Below are 15407 nucleotides of genomic sequence, written 5' to 3'. Positions count from 1 at the left end.
AGAAGCGGCCGGATGCCGGCGTTCGTCGCCCAGCAGGCGCCCGGCTTGGCGGCGGAATACGGATTTTGGCAGAACACCTTGTGGAAAGGGTTCCACCAGGGCCTGATCGGCCACGGTATCATCGCCCTGGCGCTGAACTGCCGGCAGCGGGTCCGGGAGGGGCGGAGCGACCAGGGAAGGTACCAGGCCCTTGTCAGCCGGCCGGGAGCCGCAGGGCCCGCCATCCATGCGCTCTTCGACGTGGTGGCCAACCAACTGGCGATGGGGGCCAGCTATGTCGGCCATCTGAGGGGTATCGCCCGGCACCTGGGTTCGGTGATGGAGGGCGACGACCTTACCCGCTTCCGGGCCATCATGGCCACGATGGAGGGCCAACTGGACGCGGCTTCGGAATGCTTGGTGGGGAACTTGTTGGCTGAAGGCGGGCCCATCGTGGTCGCCATCACCGACATTGGGTTGGCGACTGGGGGGGATGGGGCCATCCTGACGGCGCGCGGCATCGTCCAGATTGGACCGGCGGTCGCCCGGCCGGCGCCGGTTCCGGTGGATGTCCTGGCGACGATGGGCTTGGCGCTGGAGTGGTGGGCTGGCGCTGGGCCGGCGCTACGTCAGGCCGCCCAGTTGGCGCTGTTGATTGACAGGCTGGTCGAAACCACCGCCCCGCGGTCGTCCGCTATGGACGCCTTGGCGGCCATTCGGAACGACTGCCGGCAGGTGTGTGCCATGATCGACACCGGCCCGCCGGACCAATGGGCCGACGCCGGTTTGAGGCGCTTGGCCGACTGGGCGGATGCCATGATGCGCATCGAGTTCGCCGAACCGGTATCGCGCCAAATTCCGGGCTGACTTTCCACGCTGACGCGGTAGACCCCGCCGCCGTCAGGGCCGGGGCAACGCCACCGGGCAACCCCTTGCGGCGATGCCCCGGTTCATACGTGATTGGCCTGGTCGTTTCAAAAAAACGTGCCGACACGGACCTGGCCCCAGCGGTGCTGGAACCAGGAATCGCGTCATCTCATTCCGAAGATCAGGCCACCGGCGGCCGGATCGGCGGATTGTTGTCAACCTCAGGGTCAGGGCTGAGAATGGCGGTCCCGGTGTCATTGTTCAGCCGGGCGACCAGGATAAAGCCGAACGGCCGGCGGCCCGTGGCGCCGGGGCCCCAGTCATTCGCGTCATTGATCGTGATCGTCGAATCACCATAGGTGATCTGGGTGACCTGCGCGGTTATGCAATGTGTCGGGGATAAGTTGGCGAAGACGAGATTGTAGGTGTCCTGCAAATCCTCAGCGAGCTGGTAGATGATCTGGGTTGGGCCTTGGTTTGGGAGGGTGATGTGGCCGGTCGTCGGATCGACGCCTGGCCCCTCATAAGTCCAAGCGTTGGGCGCGATCGCGGTGATGGTGATTGTGATGGGGGGGGGCGGATTGACGGTCGTGGTCATCGCGGTCTCCTCATTTCTCAAATTGTGACAAGATCAATAAGTAACTTGGGTCGCGATATCCAATTTTATCGAGTGTCGATATGTAAACACCAACGGATATTTTATTTCCGAGGCACAAATTGATACGGATCCAAGTGTCTATATTATAGTAGTCATTGGGATTTTTATCAATAAGATAGCGAGCAATGGGCAGGGACTCTTCGCACAATTTTTCTTTTAGATCATTCTGTCCTTTGGCGCGATGTATCATCGCCATTTGAAACAGGCCACGTGCCATTTGTTGGCGATAATCCAGATCCTGTTGGCGGCTTTCGGGCATGATGCGCAGTTTGTCCAAGGCGGATTCTAGAACGTGTGCTGATTCATTTGCTCGGCCCATGCGTAGTAAAGTATCCGCGACATGAAATTGATTGCCGGTCTCGGCCAGTTGCCATTCCGCACTTCCCTCGCCCCGCGCGGTGATTTGCGCCAATGTTCCGGCGTTCGCGTACAGAATGGCCAATGCCTCATCAAACTTCTGACGGCCATTCAGAATCTCAGCCGCGAACACGCGGAGCTTGATTTGCGTCTGTTGCCAAAGTTGATTGCTGGCGTCGCGGGCCGTCAGGTCTTGGATAAGGGACTGCGCCTGGCCAAGCTCTTCGGCGGCCGCATCCAGATCACCCAGCGCGTACAGCAGGCGCGCCCGGCGATACAGCGACGTCACCAGACGGAAGGTCCATAGCAGTTCCGACGGTGCCGTGGCCCGCAGGGACTGGAACTGCTCTTTCTCTTGAGCGAAGAGTGAGAGCGCTTCCCGCAACTCCCCCTCCGCCTCATGGGCGGATCCCAACCATGACAGGGTATTGGCGATGCCGCTGCGCAGGCTGCGGTTGTCAGGCCGGCGTTCCAGGGCGCGCCGTTTCAGGGCGAGGGAGGATTCGAACAATCTCCGGGCCGCCTGGGTGTCGCCGCGCGCTTGAGCGGCCGACCCCAGGTTGGTGCGGGCGTACGACAGTTCGATCCACGCATCGACATCGTTGGGCGCCAGCGCCACCATGCGCTGGCTATAGCGTTCATAGTCCCGGAAGAAGGTCTCGGCCTGCGCCACGTCACGCTGGTCCAGGCTGATCTGGCCCATCCAGAAGGCGTCGGCACCCAGATCCTTCAGCAGCTCCTGGCTTTCCAGGCCCTCTGCCAAATTCGTATCAAGTAAGCTTTTCGCCCTGGCCAAGGCCACCTGCCCGCTTTTCGGGTCGCCGCGCGATCGCGCCACCTCTGCCAAGGTCTGCAAGGCACGCGCCTGCTGGTTCCGATCTTCTGCGGTGAGTGATGACAAGTTTTCTTGACTGAAATAACTCAGGGCTTTTTCCCCGATGTCCGACAGCAGATCCAGTCGGCCCAAAGGGCGTAGCTTGTCGGCGAAGTTGCCGACCATGAAGTTCATCAGGTCCACCGCCTGATGCTTGCGCTGTTCCGCCGCCTTTTCCGCCTGGCGGGCCACCAGGCCCAGCGTGCCGGCGACGACGGCGATGACGGCGAAGCTGGCCATGGCCACCAGGCGCCGTCGTTCGGCCTGCCGCGCCCGCGCCGCCGAGGCGTCGATGTAGGCGCGCACCCCGGCATCCAGGGGGATGGGGGCGAAGTCGGCCAATTCCCGCGCCTCTTCCAGTTGCTGCCCCCGGGGCAGCAAAAGATCGACGCGGCGCCCCTCCGCCGTCCAGCGCTTCGCCGCCTCCTCCATTCGGCTGCGGGCCTTGAGGAAGCGACGGTGGTCAGCGATCCAAGCGGTGGCCCGGGGCCATTGCCGCAGCATGGCCTCATGGGCGACACCAAACACCGGTTCACCGTCATAGACTTGTGAGACGAACAGCCGTTGCCGCACGAAGGTGTCGACCAGGGTCTGTTCCTCCGGTGTGGCCAGGGCGCTCCAGGGTATGCGCCGGCTGCGCGCCGCCTCGTCACTGGCGCCCACGGTGACCACCAGCGACAGGACGCGGCTGAGGGCGGCCCGGCTGGTGGCGGGAAGTCCCTCCAGCGTGGCGTCGGCCCGCCTGCCGATGGCACCACCCAGGCCACCCAGGGCGCGATAGCCGGCGATCGTCAGTTCGCGGCTGGTACTGCGCTGCAGATAGAGTTCGTGCAGCGTGTATTGCAGCAGGGGCAGGGCGTCCGGCTGGTCCGCCGCTGCGTCGCACAGCATGTCGTCCAACCGCTCACCGGTTTCCGGATCGGTGCCGAAACGAAGCCCGGCGACAATGGCGGGCAGCCTGATCATGTGGATAATCTCGGCCCGCGTGGGCGGTCCCAGGTCGAAATGTCCCCCTCGGGCTTTGGCGGTCATCAGCAACGGTTCGCCGGCGACATCAGGGTAGAAATCGTTGCGGCAAGCGGCGATGACCAGGATATGTCCGCTGCGCGCCAAGTGACCCAGCGCGGTAAAAAACTGCAACCGCTGCGCCTCGCCGACGGTGGCGTCGTGGAATACCGCTTCCAGGCGGTCGATGAACAGGATGGCCCGGCCGTCCCGAGGGGGGCCAACCGCTTCGTCCAGGAACAGGGGGCGATCAACCCCGGTCAGGGCCGTTCCGATGGTGTCGGCGCTCAGCCCTTGCAGCAGGGGGCGTCCGTCAACCTCCAGGTCCAGCAGGGCGCCGCCGATGGCCAAAGGCAGGGGGATGTCCTGGACATCGCCCAGATCCAGGACGCTGGTACCAAGCAAGGGGAAAAGCCGGTCCTGCGATTTTAGGGACGGAATCAGGCCCGCCTGCACCAGCGATGTCTTGCCGCTGCCGCTGGGGCCCAGGATCAGGACTAGGTCGTGCCCGCCGGCGACCTGGGCGGCCACGGTCGCCCGCAATTGGGCGATCGCCGTGTCCCGGCCAAAGAACACGGTCGCGTGCCTCTCATCGAAGGCGTCCAGGCCGACGAAGGGCGAGGTGTCGATCCACATGTCCAGGACGGTGGTCTTGCCATCCGCCGCGACGGGGGTGACCGTGGCCACGGTGCGGTATCCGCGTTTGCGGATGTTTTCGATGTACCTGGGGTCACCGGCGGTATCGCCCAGCAGTTTGCGCAACTGCGTGATCGCCTTGTGGACCTGGTTCTCCCCTACCGCCAGACCGTCCCAGCATAGGTTCAACAGGTCGTCCGCGCTTAGGATCTGGCCCGAGCGCTCACACAGGGCCAGCAGGACATCCATGGCCCGCGGCTCGACCTTCAAGATCTGCGGGGCCAGCCCATGACTCCCCTGCTCTTGCCTCAATGTGCAGGTCTGCGCATCGACTAGCCAGTCACCGAAGTGAAAGCTCTTCGTTTGCAATTCTTCCCCCCGCTGGGCCCACACCCATTCCCCGTGTGGGCATCTGCCCCTGGGGTGCTTTTAGCACATCCCCAAAAGGGTTAATGCGTTAAAATAGAGGAAGTATTTCGGAACTGCTCGTGATGGCCGGCCAGCGGCGATGGGATCGCCGGGGGAAAGGGGCAGCTCAGGCACCGTCTCCGCACACCTCGATGCCGGCGGCGGCGAGCAACAGATGCTGCTGGTCGCCCGCGATCTTCAGGCCGCTGTATCCCGCCAACTGACGGATATCCAGGCCGCTGACCTCCGCCCCGCGCAGGTCGGCGCCATCCAGCTTGGCGTCGGTGACGATGGCCTGGAACAGGTCGCTGTCGCGCAGATCCGCGTCTGTCAGGTCGGCGGCGTGCAGGTCGGTTTCCCGCAGCCGGCAGCGGGTGATCACGGCGTCGCGCAGCGACAGCCGCGACAGGTCGGCCAATTCGAAGGTGCAGTCGCGGAAGGTGGCGCGATGCACGGTCTGTGTGCGGCTCAGCACGTGGTGGAAATCCACGAGGTGGAAGCGCGCGCCGAGGAAGGTGCAGCCTTCCGCCTCCACGTCGAACAGGGTGCAGCGGTCCAGTGTGGCGAATGACAGGTCGCAGCGGCTGAGGCGGGCGGCCCGCAGGTCGCTGAAGGCCAGGGTGCAGCCGGCGGTCTTGTCCTCCGGGTCGATGAAGCGGCACTCCTCCAGCACCGCGTCGCGCAGCTTGGCGTGCGACAGGCGGCAGCGGATGAACTGGCAGTTCTTGAAATGGGCGTCGCTGAAGTCGATGGCGGTGAAACGCACATCCTCGAAAACACAATCCTCGAACCGGCAGCCGGCGGCATCCAGGTCACGCCAGTCCATGGCGGTGAGGCGGGCGTCGCGGACCAAGCCGGTGGCCAGCAGATCTTCCAGGGTGTCGATGTCCATCCGGCCAGCCTCGTCAACCACGGGGAGGGCCCTACGATAACGTGGGCGGGGCTGTCGTCATCGTGCCTTCTGCGCAAGGTGCGGCGGCTCGTTCCGCACTACCGCGGTCAGGGCGCATTGGGTCAGCACCAAGGCCAGCAACAGGCCTGTGGCGGCGTGGCGGAGGAGACGGGACATGGGGCGGACATCGGCTGGGGGCGGGAGGATGTTGAAGTAGAACCCGCCGCGCGTCCGCCAATGCACCCGTCCTTCCGGTATCAGCCGAATTACCCCTGGGGCGTGTAATCCAGCTTGGGATACCAGTGCGGCGGCCGGCCGCCTGGGGTGCAGTCCAGCACCATCCACAATGGCGCCGGGTCGGGCGCGCCGCGCGGATCCTGGCCGGGGTCGGCGGTGGCACCGGTCATCTCGCCCGACCAGAAATGGCGGATGGTGCCGTCGCGCCGGGTGAAGACGTTCAGCGCCGGGATTTCCGACCCGTCGGCCAGCACACCGAAATAGTCGCGGGAGTAGGCGCCGTCGGCGTCGCTGTAGAGCCGCAGGTGGCGCCAGCCGCGCTCCCGCTTCCAGGCCAGCAGCTTGTCGATGGGTGACCGGGCGATGACGGCCAGCGACACCTGTTGATCGATGTCAGCGGCGTTGCCCTCCCACCCGCCCAGCAGGTTGGTGCACATGGGGCAAGGGCGTTGGCGTTGGGGGCCGAACATATAGCTGTAGAGCACCAGGGTGTCCTTGGTCCCGAACAGGCCGGCGAAGTCGGTGGTGTCGCCATCCTCGCCTACGAAGCGGTAATCGCCGGTGACTGGGCCGCCGGGCGGCAGGGCACGGCGCTGCGCCGCCACCCGTTCCAGATGGCGGCGCAGCTCAATCTCCTCCGCCAGCAGGGCGGTGCGGGCGGCACGGTACTCGGCGCTTTCGTTGGGGAAGCGCACGGGATTGTCGCGGGCCAACTGGTCGGCCGGGATCAGGGTGGGGGCATCCATGGTCACGAACTCCTCCGTTGGTTTTTGCCGTTCAGGAAAGGGCGGCCAGGTCCGCCCGCAGGCGGTCGGGGCCCGGTTGGCCGGTATCGCCGGTGTCCAGCCAGCCCTCGATCTGCGCATGGGTTGCGCGCCAAATGGGCAGGGCCGCCGCCAGCCGCTCAAGCCCCGTGGGGGTCAGGGTCAGCACCCGGCCGCGCCTGTCCTCCGGATCCACGGTGACGGTCAGCAGGCCGTCCCGCTCCAGCGGCTTCAACGCCGCCGTCAGGGTGGTGCGGTCCACCGCCAACACCTCGGCCACCGGGCCGAGGCGGGCGGGTATCGGCCGGTTGAGCGACATGAGCAGCGAGAACTGGCCGTTGGTCAGGCCCACCGGGCGCAGGGCCTCGTCAAACCGCCGGGCCACCCGGCGGGCGGCGCGCTGTAGATGCAGGCACAGGCAATGGTCGCGCACATGCAGCGTGGTGGCATAGGGCACGGTGGCGTCGGGCATCGTCGTGCCCAGGGCCGTGGCGGCGATGTCGAGCGTCTTGGACATCAGCCATTTATGTTGATATCAACCTTATGAGTCAAGAACAACGCGACGGCCAGGTGGCCGCCGCGTCGGGTGAGTCATATCGCGGGGTCAGATGGGCAGCCCCACATAGTTCTCGGCCAGGGCAGTGGCGGCGGCGCGGGAGCTGACGACGTAATCCAGATCGGCTTCGCGGATGCGATGCTCGAAGGGGCTGGCGGCTTCATCGGTGTGCAGCATGGTGGTCATGTACCAGGAGAAGCGCTCGCCTTTCCAGATGCGGGCCAGGCAGGTGGCGGCATAGGCGTCCAGGCCGGCGCTGTCGCCCTGGGCGTAGAATTTCTCCAACGCGCGGGACAGCACCAGCACGTCGGCCACGGCCAGGTTCAGGCCCTTGGCGCCGGTCGGCGGCACGATGTGTGCGGCATCGCCCGCCAGGAACAGCCGGCCGTGGCGCATGGTCTCGCAGACGAAGCTGCGCATGGCGATGATGCCCTTCTGGATGATGGGCCCCTCGGTCAGGGTCCAGCCGTCCACCGTTTCCAGCCGCTGGTGCAATTCCGACCAGATGCGCGCGTCGGGCCACAGGGCGATGTCGTCCTTGGGATCGCACTGGACGTACAGGCGCTGGATCTCCGGCGACCGCATGCTCAGCAGGGCGAAGCCCCGATCATGGCGGGCGTAGATCAGCTCATGGTGGGACGGCGGCGCCTCCGTCAGGATGCCCAGCCAGCCATAGGGGTAGATCTTCTGAAACTCCTTGCGCGCCGCGGCCGGGATGGCCTGGCGGCTGGGGCCGTGGAAACCGTCGCAGCCGGCGATGAAGTCGCAGGTCAGCACGGCGGGCGTGCCGTCGGCCTGGGCGTAGGTGATGAACGGCCGGTCGCTGATGATGTCGTGCAGCGCCACGTCCCTCACGCCGAAATGGATTTCGGCGCCCTGGGCCAGGCGGTGGGCCACCAGGTCCTTGATCACCTCATGCTGGGGATAGACCGTCACCTTTTTGCCGCCGGTCAGCTCCACCATGTCCAGGTGATGGCTTTGCCCCTTGAAGCGCAGGGTGATGCCGGTATGGAAATGGCCCTCGCGCATCATGCGCTCCCCCACGCCCAGCTGGTTCATCAGATCGACGGTCCAGTTCTCCAGCACCCCGGCGCGGATGGTGCCCTCGATCTCTTCCCTGGTGCGGGATTCGAGAATGACGCTGGCGATGCCGTGGCGGTGCAGCAGTTCCGACAGGAACAGGCCGGCGGGACCGGCGCCGATGATGCCGACCTGGGTGCGGATCTTGGGTGTTGCGACCATGGGGTGGGCCCTCCCTAGGCTGGGATTTTTATCCTGGACCGCCTGCATCAGGCCGGCCGACCCCGGAACGATAGGGGTGGGCAAGGCCGTCCTGGAATGGACGGGGGTTCACAAAAATTGGATTTTTTCGCAACGATCGCCCAAGATAACCGTCTGCCCACCTAACAGGGCGGGGCATTAGAACCATCGAGCCTATCGATACATGTTATCGGCCATATCGATCTATTCTTGGCATTTTTCCACCACGCCGACGCGGCGGTCATGAGCCGTCCGGACATTCCCGTCTTTTCCCTGTATGGCGAGGCGCCGGCCACGGCCGAGGACCGCTTCCTGCATGTGGAGCTGATTGAGGACCGCAGCAGCCTGGTGGATTGGCGCATCCGCCCGCACCAGCATGGCGACCTGGTGCAATTCCTGGCCATCCGCGAGGGCGGGGGGCGGGTGCAGGCGGACCAGCGCACCTGGACCTTCGACGGGCCCACCCTGATTCTGGTGCCGGCCGGCGCGGTGCACGGCTTCGCCTTCGCACGCGGCACCATAGGCTGGGTCGTCACCCTGTCCGACCGCATCCTGCGCGGCCTGGCCCAGCGCGATCCCGCCTTCGCCGTCCTGGCTCGGGAACCCGCCTGCCTGGATATGGCGGGGCAGGGGCAGGCCTTCGCCGCCGTGCTGGCCGCCGCCGATGGCATCTTGGGTGAACTGCGCGGCCAGGGTGCCGGCCACCGCGCAGCGGCGGAGGGGCATATGCTGCTGCTGCTGGCCGCCATGCTGCGGGTGGCGCGCCCGCCCGAGGCGATGAGCACCGCGGCCGGCGGCCGCTCCGGCCAGGTGGCGCTGGTGGCGGCCTTCCGCGCTCTGGTGGAGCGGCACTACCGCAGCCACCGGCCGCTGGACGCTTACCTGACGGAGTTGCGCACCTCCTCCTCCACCCTGCGCGCGGCCTGCCTGGCGGTCACCGGGCGCCCTGCCATCGGCCTGATCCAGGATCGGCTGATGACCGAGGCCAAGCGCCTGATCCTCTACAGCGGCCAGACCATTGCTGCCGTGGCCTATGAACTGGGCTTCGAGGATCCGGCCTACTTCTCCCGTTTTTTCAACAAGCAGAGTGGCGAGGCGCCGCGCGTCTGGCGACGGCGGCTGATGGCGGAATGGCCGGTTGCCGATACCGCCTCGCTGGAACCGCCGGACCCACTGGCGTCCCCGATCGCTGATACGTAAACAACGGCTTGCCGGGGCCCGCGCCTGGCGCATGCGGCCGCCTGCCGGCTAAATGATTTTGATTCTTAACGGTATGGATGTTGCGCTTAATCCGGTAGTCGCGGCCGCCCAGCAGGGGCGGCCTGTCGCCTGACAACACGGGGGCGCGAGGGTTCCGATGACCGCATGGCACTTGATCACCGATCAGTTCCCCGTCGAGCAGCGTCGCGACGTATGGCGCGACGCGCTGGAGAAACTGAAGCTTCCACTGGACCATTTGCCGGAAGATGAAGACTTCTTCGCCAAATTGTTGTGCCTGAAGTCGCCTCTTGGCATCGAATTCGCCCGCATCACTTCCTCGCCGCAGGAAATATCCGGCCGCCTGATGAAGAAGGTGGACGCTGTCTGGCTGATTGTCTTGATCGAGGGAAGCGCCACCTTGACTCATCCGGGTGGTAAACTGGAGCTGGCGCCGCAGGATATCATCTATGGCCAGACGGGAATCCCCGCCTCGTTGTCCTTCAGCACCAAATTCCAGGTCCTTTACGCTCTAATTCCCAAGTCGGCGGTCAACCCTCGATTGATAACGCCGCTATCTTTCGGTGTTTTGCATTTGCCGGGGCGGTCAGGAATTGGGCATGTGCTTTCGGGAATGCTCAAGGCTTTGGCAGAAACATTCGGCACGTTGACCGAAGGTCCGCTGCGACCCATCGACATGGCGTTGTCAGAGTTCCTGATGACGGCCCTGGCCGACAATCCGCAGGTGCAGACGGCGCGCGGTTCGGCCGGCATCCGCTCCATGGCGCTGCAGCGGATCTGCCAGATCATCGAGACCCGGCTCAGCGATCCTGACCTGACGCTGGAGGATGTGGCCAACGAATATGGCGGCTCCGCCCGCTATCTGCAAAAGCTGTTCAAGGAGGTCGACCAGACCTTCAGCGGCTATGTCCGCAACCGCCGGCTGGAACGCTGCCGGCATGATTTGATCAACCCCACCTTCGCCCATCTCGGCATTTCCCAGATCTGCTTCCGCTGGGGCTTCAACGAGGCGGCGCACTTCAGCCGCGCCTTCCGCGACCGGTATGGCACCACCCCGCGCGCCTATCGCCAGTCGGCGGGCTTGGCTGATAACGACAACGGCGATTTCCAGGTGCCGCCTGGCGCGGGCACGGAGGGTGCCGCCGCCCGTCAGTTCGCGGAATAGGGCCGGCCTATAAACGGCGACGGCGCCCCATCTGCGGGGCGCCGTTGGACCTTGCGGTGTTGGGATCCAGGCAGAGGCATCTTAAAGGTCCACCACCAGCATCTCGCTGACCGCCCGGGAACAGCAGGGGGTGAACAGGCGGTTCGCCTTATGCTCCGCCTCCGTCAGGACGCAGTCGCGATGCTCCGGCGTGCCGTCCAACACACCGGTGATGCAGGCGCCGCACACCCCTTCGGCGCAGGAAATGGGCAACTCGACATTGGCGCCGGCCAGGGCTTCGGCCGCTGTCTGGTCGGCCATGACGGGGATGACGGCACCGGTGGAGCGCAGGCGCAACAGGAAGGGGCGGTTGGCGCTGGCATCGGTCCCAGGCTCGGCGGCGAAGCGTTCCAGGTGGATATGGTCGGCCGGCCAACCCAGGCCCTCGGCCGTGGCGATGGCCGCGTCCAGCAGGGCGGCGGGACCGCAGAGATAGAAATGGCGCCCCGGGGCGGGTGGGCCGATCAGGACGGCCAGATCGGGCCGCCCCGTTTCCGCTGTCACGTGCAGGTGCAGGTTCTCCGGCCCCACCGCCTGGCGGGCGGTGTCCAGCAAGGCGGCACGCTCGCGCCTGCGCACCAGGTAGTGCAGCGTGACGCCGCCTTCCCCCGCCAGGTGCGACGCCATGGACAGCAGGGGCGTGATGCCGATGCCGCCGGCGATCATGACATGCGATGTCGCCCCGGCCGCCAGGGTGAACAGGGCGCGGGGCCGGCGGATGCGCACGGTGTCGCCCGCCGCGACCGTGTCGCACAGGGTGCGCGATCCGCCGCGTCCCTCGGCCTCCCGCTGCACGGCGATGCCGTAGCGGCGGTTATCGGCCGGCGCGCTGTACAGGGAGTACTGGCGGGTCAAGCCGGTGCCGTCCCCCGCCCCCCCCACTGCCACATCAATGTGCGCGCCGGGCTGGAAGGCGGGCAAGGGGACGCCCATCGGGTCGGCAAGGTCGAACAGGAAGACGTCGCCCCCATCCCGCACCTTGGCGGTGACGCGCACGGGGAACCAGTCATCGGTGCCGGTCATCGTCCCATACCCCCGTCAGGCGGCCAGGTCGCCGAAGGCGACGGTCAGCATGCTGAGCGATCCGTGTTCCACCCGGTCGTTGACCAGGGTCACGGCGTCGCCCGGCTGTCGGGTGCCCAGCACATAGAGGAAGGGCAGGAAATGGTCGGGTGACGGGATGCTGGCCGCGGCGTCCGGTCCGGCCTTCTGGAAGTCGATCATGGGCTGGGGCGTGTCGCTGGCGATGCACTGCTTCACCAGGTCGTTGAAGCGGGCGGCCCAGGGATAGGGCGGGGTGCTGGGGTCCCAGTTCATGCGTCCCAGGTTGTGGACCACGTTGCCGGTGCCCACGATCAGCACGCCCTCGTCACGCAGGGCCGCCAGCCGCCGCCCCACCTCGAAATGGTGGGCGCCTGGCTGGGTTCCGTCCATGCTCAGCTGTACCACCGGAATGTCAGCCTTGGGGAAGGCCTTGACCAGCACCGACCAGGTGCCGTGGTCCAGGCCCCACTTCTGGTCCTGGATAACGGGCAGGGGCGCCAGCACCTCCGCCACGCGCGTGGCCAGTTCCGGACTGCCCGGTGCGGGATACCGCACGTCGAACAGGGCCTGGGGGAAGGCGCCGAAATCATGGATGGTGGGCGGCCGTTCCATGGCCGTCACCGCCGTGCCCCGGGTGTACCAGTGGGCGGAGATGACCAGGATGGCCTTGGGCGCACCGAGAAGCCGCCCGATCCTGGTCCATTCCCGGGTGCAGACGTTGTCCTCCAGGGCGTTCATGGGGCTGCCATGGCCGAAGAAGATGGTGGGTAGGCGGTTAGTGGTCATTTTTTAGTCCCTCAGGCGGCGGGCACCGGCGTCCGCCGGCTTGCCTTATCCTCACCTTTCAGTCCGCTACGCTCCCCGAAAGGTTCCGGCGGCTGCGGTCGCAGCCTAGCGGCACGAGATGGACCTCGTGCCGCACTTTATCAGGCTCAGGCGGTGGGCTTCACGCGGGCCCAAGTGTCCTGATAGCGGCGCACCAGCCAGCCGTTGAATTCCCGCTGCGCCTGTTCCTGCCAGGAATAGCGGCCGCGGATGGCGTGGCGGGAGCGCAGGCCCACCTGCACCATCTCATCCACATGCAGATCCTGGGCGATGATGGCGGCGGTGGAATGCTTGTTCATCGCCAGCTTGTCGTCGAACAGCGGATCCTCCAGCGCGCCCGGCGCCACCAGATAGCCCTGGTCCATCAGGTGCGTCTCCGCCCCATCCGCCCGCAGGATCAGATAGATGATCATGTCGCTGGTGATGACCAGGGACAGGGTGGGCGGCACGTTGACGAACAGCATGCGGTTGCGCTCCGCTTCCCCCAGCGCGGGGAAGACCGGCAGGATGGCCTTCTGCGTGGGGTTGAAGCTGGCGTCGGCGTGCAGGGTGCCGTTGGTGCGGTAGTATCCGGCGGTGTCCGCCGGCAGGTCGTCGGGGAAGGCCGCCAGGCGCGAGGGCACGAAGTCATGCAGGGCGCCGCCGTGCAGACGGTTGGCGTGATAGCCGTCGTTGTTGTTCTCGAACATCACCTTCCAGTTCCAGGGGAACTTGATGTCCCGATCCGGTGCCGGGCCGTTCAGCGTCGCCATGGAATAGGGCGCCATGACCCCCTCCAGCGCCGCCAGCCGGGGGGCCAGGGCGGGGGCGTCCAGATCGAAGTTGACGAAGATGAATCCGTGCCAGACCTCGACCTTGAACTGGGGAAGCTTGATGTCCTTCTTGTCGAAGTTACAGGTCTTCTCCATGGCCGGCGCGCCGATCAGCTGGCCGTCCAGCCCGTAGGACCAGTGATGGTAGGGGCACAGGAAGGCGCGGGTGTTGCCTTGCCCCTCCGCCACCAGCATGGCGCGGTGCTGGCAGACGCTGGACATGGCGCGGATCATGCCGTCCCGGCCACGCGCCACCACGATGGGTTCATCGATGATGCTGGTGGTGAAGTAGTCGCCCGTCTCCTTCACCCAGGATTCCCGGCCCACGCATAGCCATTCGTGATTGAACAGCGCCTCTTTCTCGAACTCATAGAATTCGCGGTCGGTGTAGCACAGCGGCGGCAAGGTCTCCGCCGCCTCCACGCCCAGGGCCGAACTGTCCAGGCCGCTGAAAAAGGCGTCATTCAGGAAAGAGTGCTTCATCGTTTGAACCCCCACGCCATGCCCCTTGTTTGTCTGATCGTCGCGGCGTCAGTCCTCGCGCGGCGGGAACACGCCGCGGGGAATGCGCACATGGATGCCCTGGGTGCCGTCCACCACCTGAGTAACGCCAAAGTCGGCCGCGATGCTCATCAGCGAATAGGCGTCGTCGCGGCTCAGGTTCTGCTGCTCGGTCAGCAGCTTCAGCATGTCGACCGAGGCGTTGCGCATGGCCACGTTCAGGTCGGGGTCGAAGCCGTGGACGATCCAGCAGTCCGGCGTTTCCAGCAGCGGAGAGGGGAAGCGGAAGTCCTTGCGCAGGAAGACCTGGAACATGACGTTCAGCGACGCCTCGATGGCGGTCCCGCTCAACTCGCCATCGCCCTGCGAGACGTGCGGGTCGCCGATGGAGAACAGCGCGCCATCGACCTGGACGGGATAGTACATCGTGGCGCCGGCGCCGATGCGCCAGTTGTCGATGTTGCCGCCGTGCAGGCCGGGCGGGATGGTGCTGACCCGGCCGGCCACGTCCGGTGCCACGCCGGCCGTGCCCAAGTGCGGGCGTACCGGCACGCGCACGCCGGGCAGGGCCTTCTGCCGGTCGCATTCCGGGCAGTTGGTGATCTTGCCCGGCACGTCGTAGCGGCCGGGAAAGTCATAGGCGTAGAGGGCGTGGGCCTGCTGGCTCATGGCGTCGATCTCATAGATCGTCACCCGCTCCTTCTCCCCCATTTCCTTGAACAGATGGCCCCAGTTGGCCGCCAGATTGGAACCGTAGCGGGTGCGGGGCGTCATCTTCAGGTAGTGGACCTCCAGCATGTCGCCGGGCTTGGCGCCCTCGACATAAATGGGGCCGGTCATGATATGGACGCCCGGGTTGCGGTCAGCCTCCGGGATTTCCTTGAAGATGCGGGCCACCGCCTCGTCCATCATCAGGTCCGGGGCGTCGCCGGCGTGGTGGGTGATCGCCTCCGCCTGGATGATGTCACCGCTCTTGACCGTCAGGGCCGGCGCTTGGTCGGGGGTGAAATAGCCCCAATGCACGGTGCGCGGCGTGGCCGGCAACAGGTGCAGCGTCGGCCGGATCTTGTGCCGTTCCGCCGCAGCGGCGCGATCCAATTGAACGGTCATGTGTCCCCCTGGTTCAAGCGTCCGGGCGGCCCCGCCGGGGGCGCCCTCATGGGGAAAACCTTAGGGCCGCCCGGTGCGGCGATCTTGCCTGCACGCGCATGGCCGCTTTCGCCAGCACGCCGTCGCCGCCCCACGGTTCCGCCCGGGCAAGCTTTCATGCGTTAATCGGCAAGAGCGGGGGGAACAGGGCCGCCTATGAT

The 15407-nt window shown here is 66.0% G+C and carries 13 protein-coding genes; 3 read left to right on the top strand and 10 right to left on the bottom strand.

Annotated features, from left to right (window positions below):
• Nucleotides 1–12: 12 nt before the first annotated feature.
• Nucleotides 13–846 (top strand): hypothetical protein, encoded by an 834-nt coding sequence (locus FBZ88_RS08985; protein ID WP_145616502.1) that lies wholly within the window; start codon nucleotides 13–15, stop codon nucleotides 844–846.
• A gap of 181 nt (nucleotides 847–1027) precedes the next feature.
• Here the strand turns inward: FBZ88_RS08985 and FBZ88_RS08980 are convergent, their stop codons facing one another.
• The 6 genes from FBZ88_RS08980 to FBZ88_RS08955 all read right to left on the bottom strand — a co-directional run bounded on the left by FBZ88_RS08980 (nucleotide 1028) and on the right by FBZ88_RS08955 (nucleotide 8475).
• A complete protein-coding gene (locus tag FBZ88_RS08980) occupies nucleotides 1028–1444 on the bottom strand; it encodes a DP-EP family protein (RefSeq protein ID WP_145616501.1) in 417 nt (138 codons plus the stop codon).
• A 10-nt stretch (nucleotides 1445–1454) separates the two neighbouring features.
• On the bottom strand, nucleotides 1455–4745 hold the full coding sequence (locus tag FBZ88_RS08975) for an nSTAND1 domain-containing NTPase (protein ID WP_145616500.1): 3291 nt from the start codon (nucleotides 4743–4745) through the stop codon (nucleotides 1455–1457).
• A 166-nt stretch (nucleotides 4746–4911) separates the two neighbouring features.
• On the bottom strand, nucleotides 4912–5676 hold the full coding sequence (locus FBZ88_RS08970) for a pentapeptide repeat-containing protein (RefSeq protein WP_145616499.1): 765 nt from the start codon (nucleotides 5674–5676) through the stop codon (nucleotides 4912–4914).
• A 266-nt stretch (nucleotides 5677–5942) separates the two neighbouring features.
• On the bottom strand, nucleotides 5943–6659 hold the full coding sequence (locus FBZ88_RS08965) for a DUF899 family protein (protein WP_145616498.1): 717 nt from the start codon (nucleotides 6657–6659) through the stop codon (nucleotides 5943–5945).
• Nucleotides 6660–6690: 31 nt separating this feature from the next.
• Entirely contained in the window at nucleotides 6691–7194 is a 504-nt protein-coding gene (locus FBZ88_RS08960) for a MarR family winged helix-turn-helix transcriptional regulator (protein WP_246138577.1), read from the bottom strand.
• Nucleotides 7195–7281: 87 nt separating this feature from the next.
• The gene (locus tag FBZ88_RS08955; protein ID WP_186464290.1) at nucleotides 7282–8475 is read right to left on the bottom strand and encodes a 4-hydroxybenzoate 3-monooxygenase; all 1194 of its coding nucleotides are present in this window, start codon (nucleotides 8473–8475) and stop codon (nucleotides 7282–7284) included.
• A gap of 228 nt (nucleotides 8476–8703) precedes the next feature.
• On the opposite strand from FBZ88_RS08955, the gene FBZ88_RS08950 reads away from it, so the two are divergent.
• Both FBZ88_RS08950 and FBZ88_RS08945 read left to right on the top strand, forming a co-directional pair.
• The gene (locus tag FBZ88_RS08950; protein WP_211102581.1) at nucleotides 8704–9693 is read left to right on the top strand and encodes a helix-turn-helix domain-containing protein; all 990 of its coding nucleotides are present in this window, start codon (nucleotides 8704–8706) and stop codon (nucleotides 9691–9693) included.
• A 157-nt stretch (nucleotides 9694–9850) separates the two neighbouring features.
• On the top strand, nucleotides 9851–10876 hold the full coding sequence (locus tag FBZ88_RS08945) for an AraC family transcriptional regulator (protein WP_145616497.1): 1026 nt from the start codon (nucleotides 9851–9853) through the stop codon (nucleotides 10874–10876).
• Between the two features lie 81 nt (nucleotides 10877–10957).
• Here the strand turns inward: FBZ88_RS08945 and FBZ88_RS08940 are convergent, their stop codons facing one another.
• The 4 genes from FBZ88_RS08940 to FBZ88_RS08925 all read right to left on the bottom strand — a co-directional run bounded on the left by FBZ88_RS08940 (nucleotide 10958) and on the right by FBZ88_RS08925 (nucleotide 15207).
• Nucleotides 10958–11938, bottom strand: coding sequence for a PDR/VanB family oxidoreductase (locus FBZ88_RS08940; RefSeq protein WP_145616496.1), 981 nt, complete (start codon nucleotides 11936–11938; stop codon nucleotides 10958–10960).
• 15 nt (nucleotides 11939–11953) lie between these two features.
• Nucleotides 11954–12745, bottom strand: a complete 792-nt coding sequence (gene ygiD / locus FBZ88_RS08935; protein ID WP_145616495.1) for a 4,5-DOPA-extradiol-dioxygenase — start codon at nucleotides 12743–12745, stop codon at nucleotides 11954–11956.
• Nucleotides 12746–12891: 146 nt separating this feature from the next.
• Nucleotides 12892–14079, bottom strand: coding sequence for an aromatic ring-hydroxylating oxygenase subunit alpha (locus tag FBZ88_RS08930; protein ID WP_145616494.1), 1188 nt, complete (start codon nucleotides 14077–14079; stop codon nucleotides 12892–12894).
• Nucleotides 14080–14127: 48 nt separating this feature from the next.
• Nucleotides 14128–15207 carry an acetamidase/formamidase family protein gene (locus FBZ88_RS08925; RefSeq protein WP_145616493.1) on the bottom strand — a complete coding sequence of 360 codons (1080 nt, stop codon included), beginning with the start codon at nucleotides 15205–15207 and terminating at the stop codon, nucleotides 14128–14130.
• Nucleotides 15208–15407 lie beyond the last annotated feature (200 nt).

It is taken from the genome of Nitrospirillum bahiense (assembly GCF_007828025.1).
In the GTDB taxonomy this organism is placed as follows: domain Bacteria; phylum Pseudomonadota; class Alphaproteobacteria; order Azospirillales; family Azospirillaceae; genus Nitrospirillum; species Nitrospirillum amazonense.
Note: the sequence above shows the minus strand (reverse complement) of the source record. Positions and strands in the feature narration are given on the sequence as shown.

Coding starts and splice junctions, on each gene's coding strand:
- FBZ88_RS08985 (WP_145616502.1), top strand. CDS start 13: ATGCCGGCGTTCGTCGCCCAGCAGGCGCCCGGCTTGGCGGCGGAATAC.
- FBZ88_RS08980 (WP_145616501.1), bottom strand. CDS start 1,444: ATGACCACGACCGTCAATCCGCCCCCCCCCATCACAATCACCATCACC.
- FBZ88_RS08970 (WP_145616499.1), bottom strand. CDS start 5,676: ATGGACATCGACACCCTGGAAGATCTGCTGGCCACCGGCTTGGTCCGC.
- FBZ88_RS08965 (WP_145616498.1), bottom strand. CDS start 6,659: ATGGATGCCCCCACCCTGATCCCGGCCGACCAGTTGGCCCGCGACAAT.
- FBZ88_RS08960 (WP_246138577.1), bottom strand. CDS start 7,194: ATGTCCAAGACGCTCGACATCGCCGCCACGGCCCTGGGCACGACGATG.
- FBZ88_RS08955 (WP_186464290.1), bottom strand. CDS start 8,475: ATGGTCGCAACACCCAAGATCCGCACCCAGGTCGGCATCATCGGCGCC.
- FBZ88_RS08945 (WP_145616497.1), top strand. CDS start 9,851: ATGACCGCATGGCACTTGATCACCGATCAGTTCCCCGTCGAGCAGCGT.
- FBZ88_RS08940 (WP_145616496.1), bottom strand. CDS start 11,938: ATGACCGGCACCGATGACTGGTTCCCCGTGCGCGTCACCGCCAAGGTG.
- ygiD (WP_145616495.1), bottom strand. CDS start 12,745: ATGACCACTAACCGCCTACCCACCATCTTCTTCGGCCATGGCAGCCCC.
- FBZ88_RS08930 (WP_145616494.1), bottom strand. CDS start 14,079: ATGAAGCACTCTTTCCTGAATGACGCCTTTTTCAGCGGCCTGGACAGT.
- FBZ88_RS08925 (WP_145616493.1), bottom strand. CDS start 15,207: ATGACCGTTCAATTGGATCGCGCCGCTGCGGCGGAACGGCACAAGATC.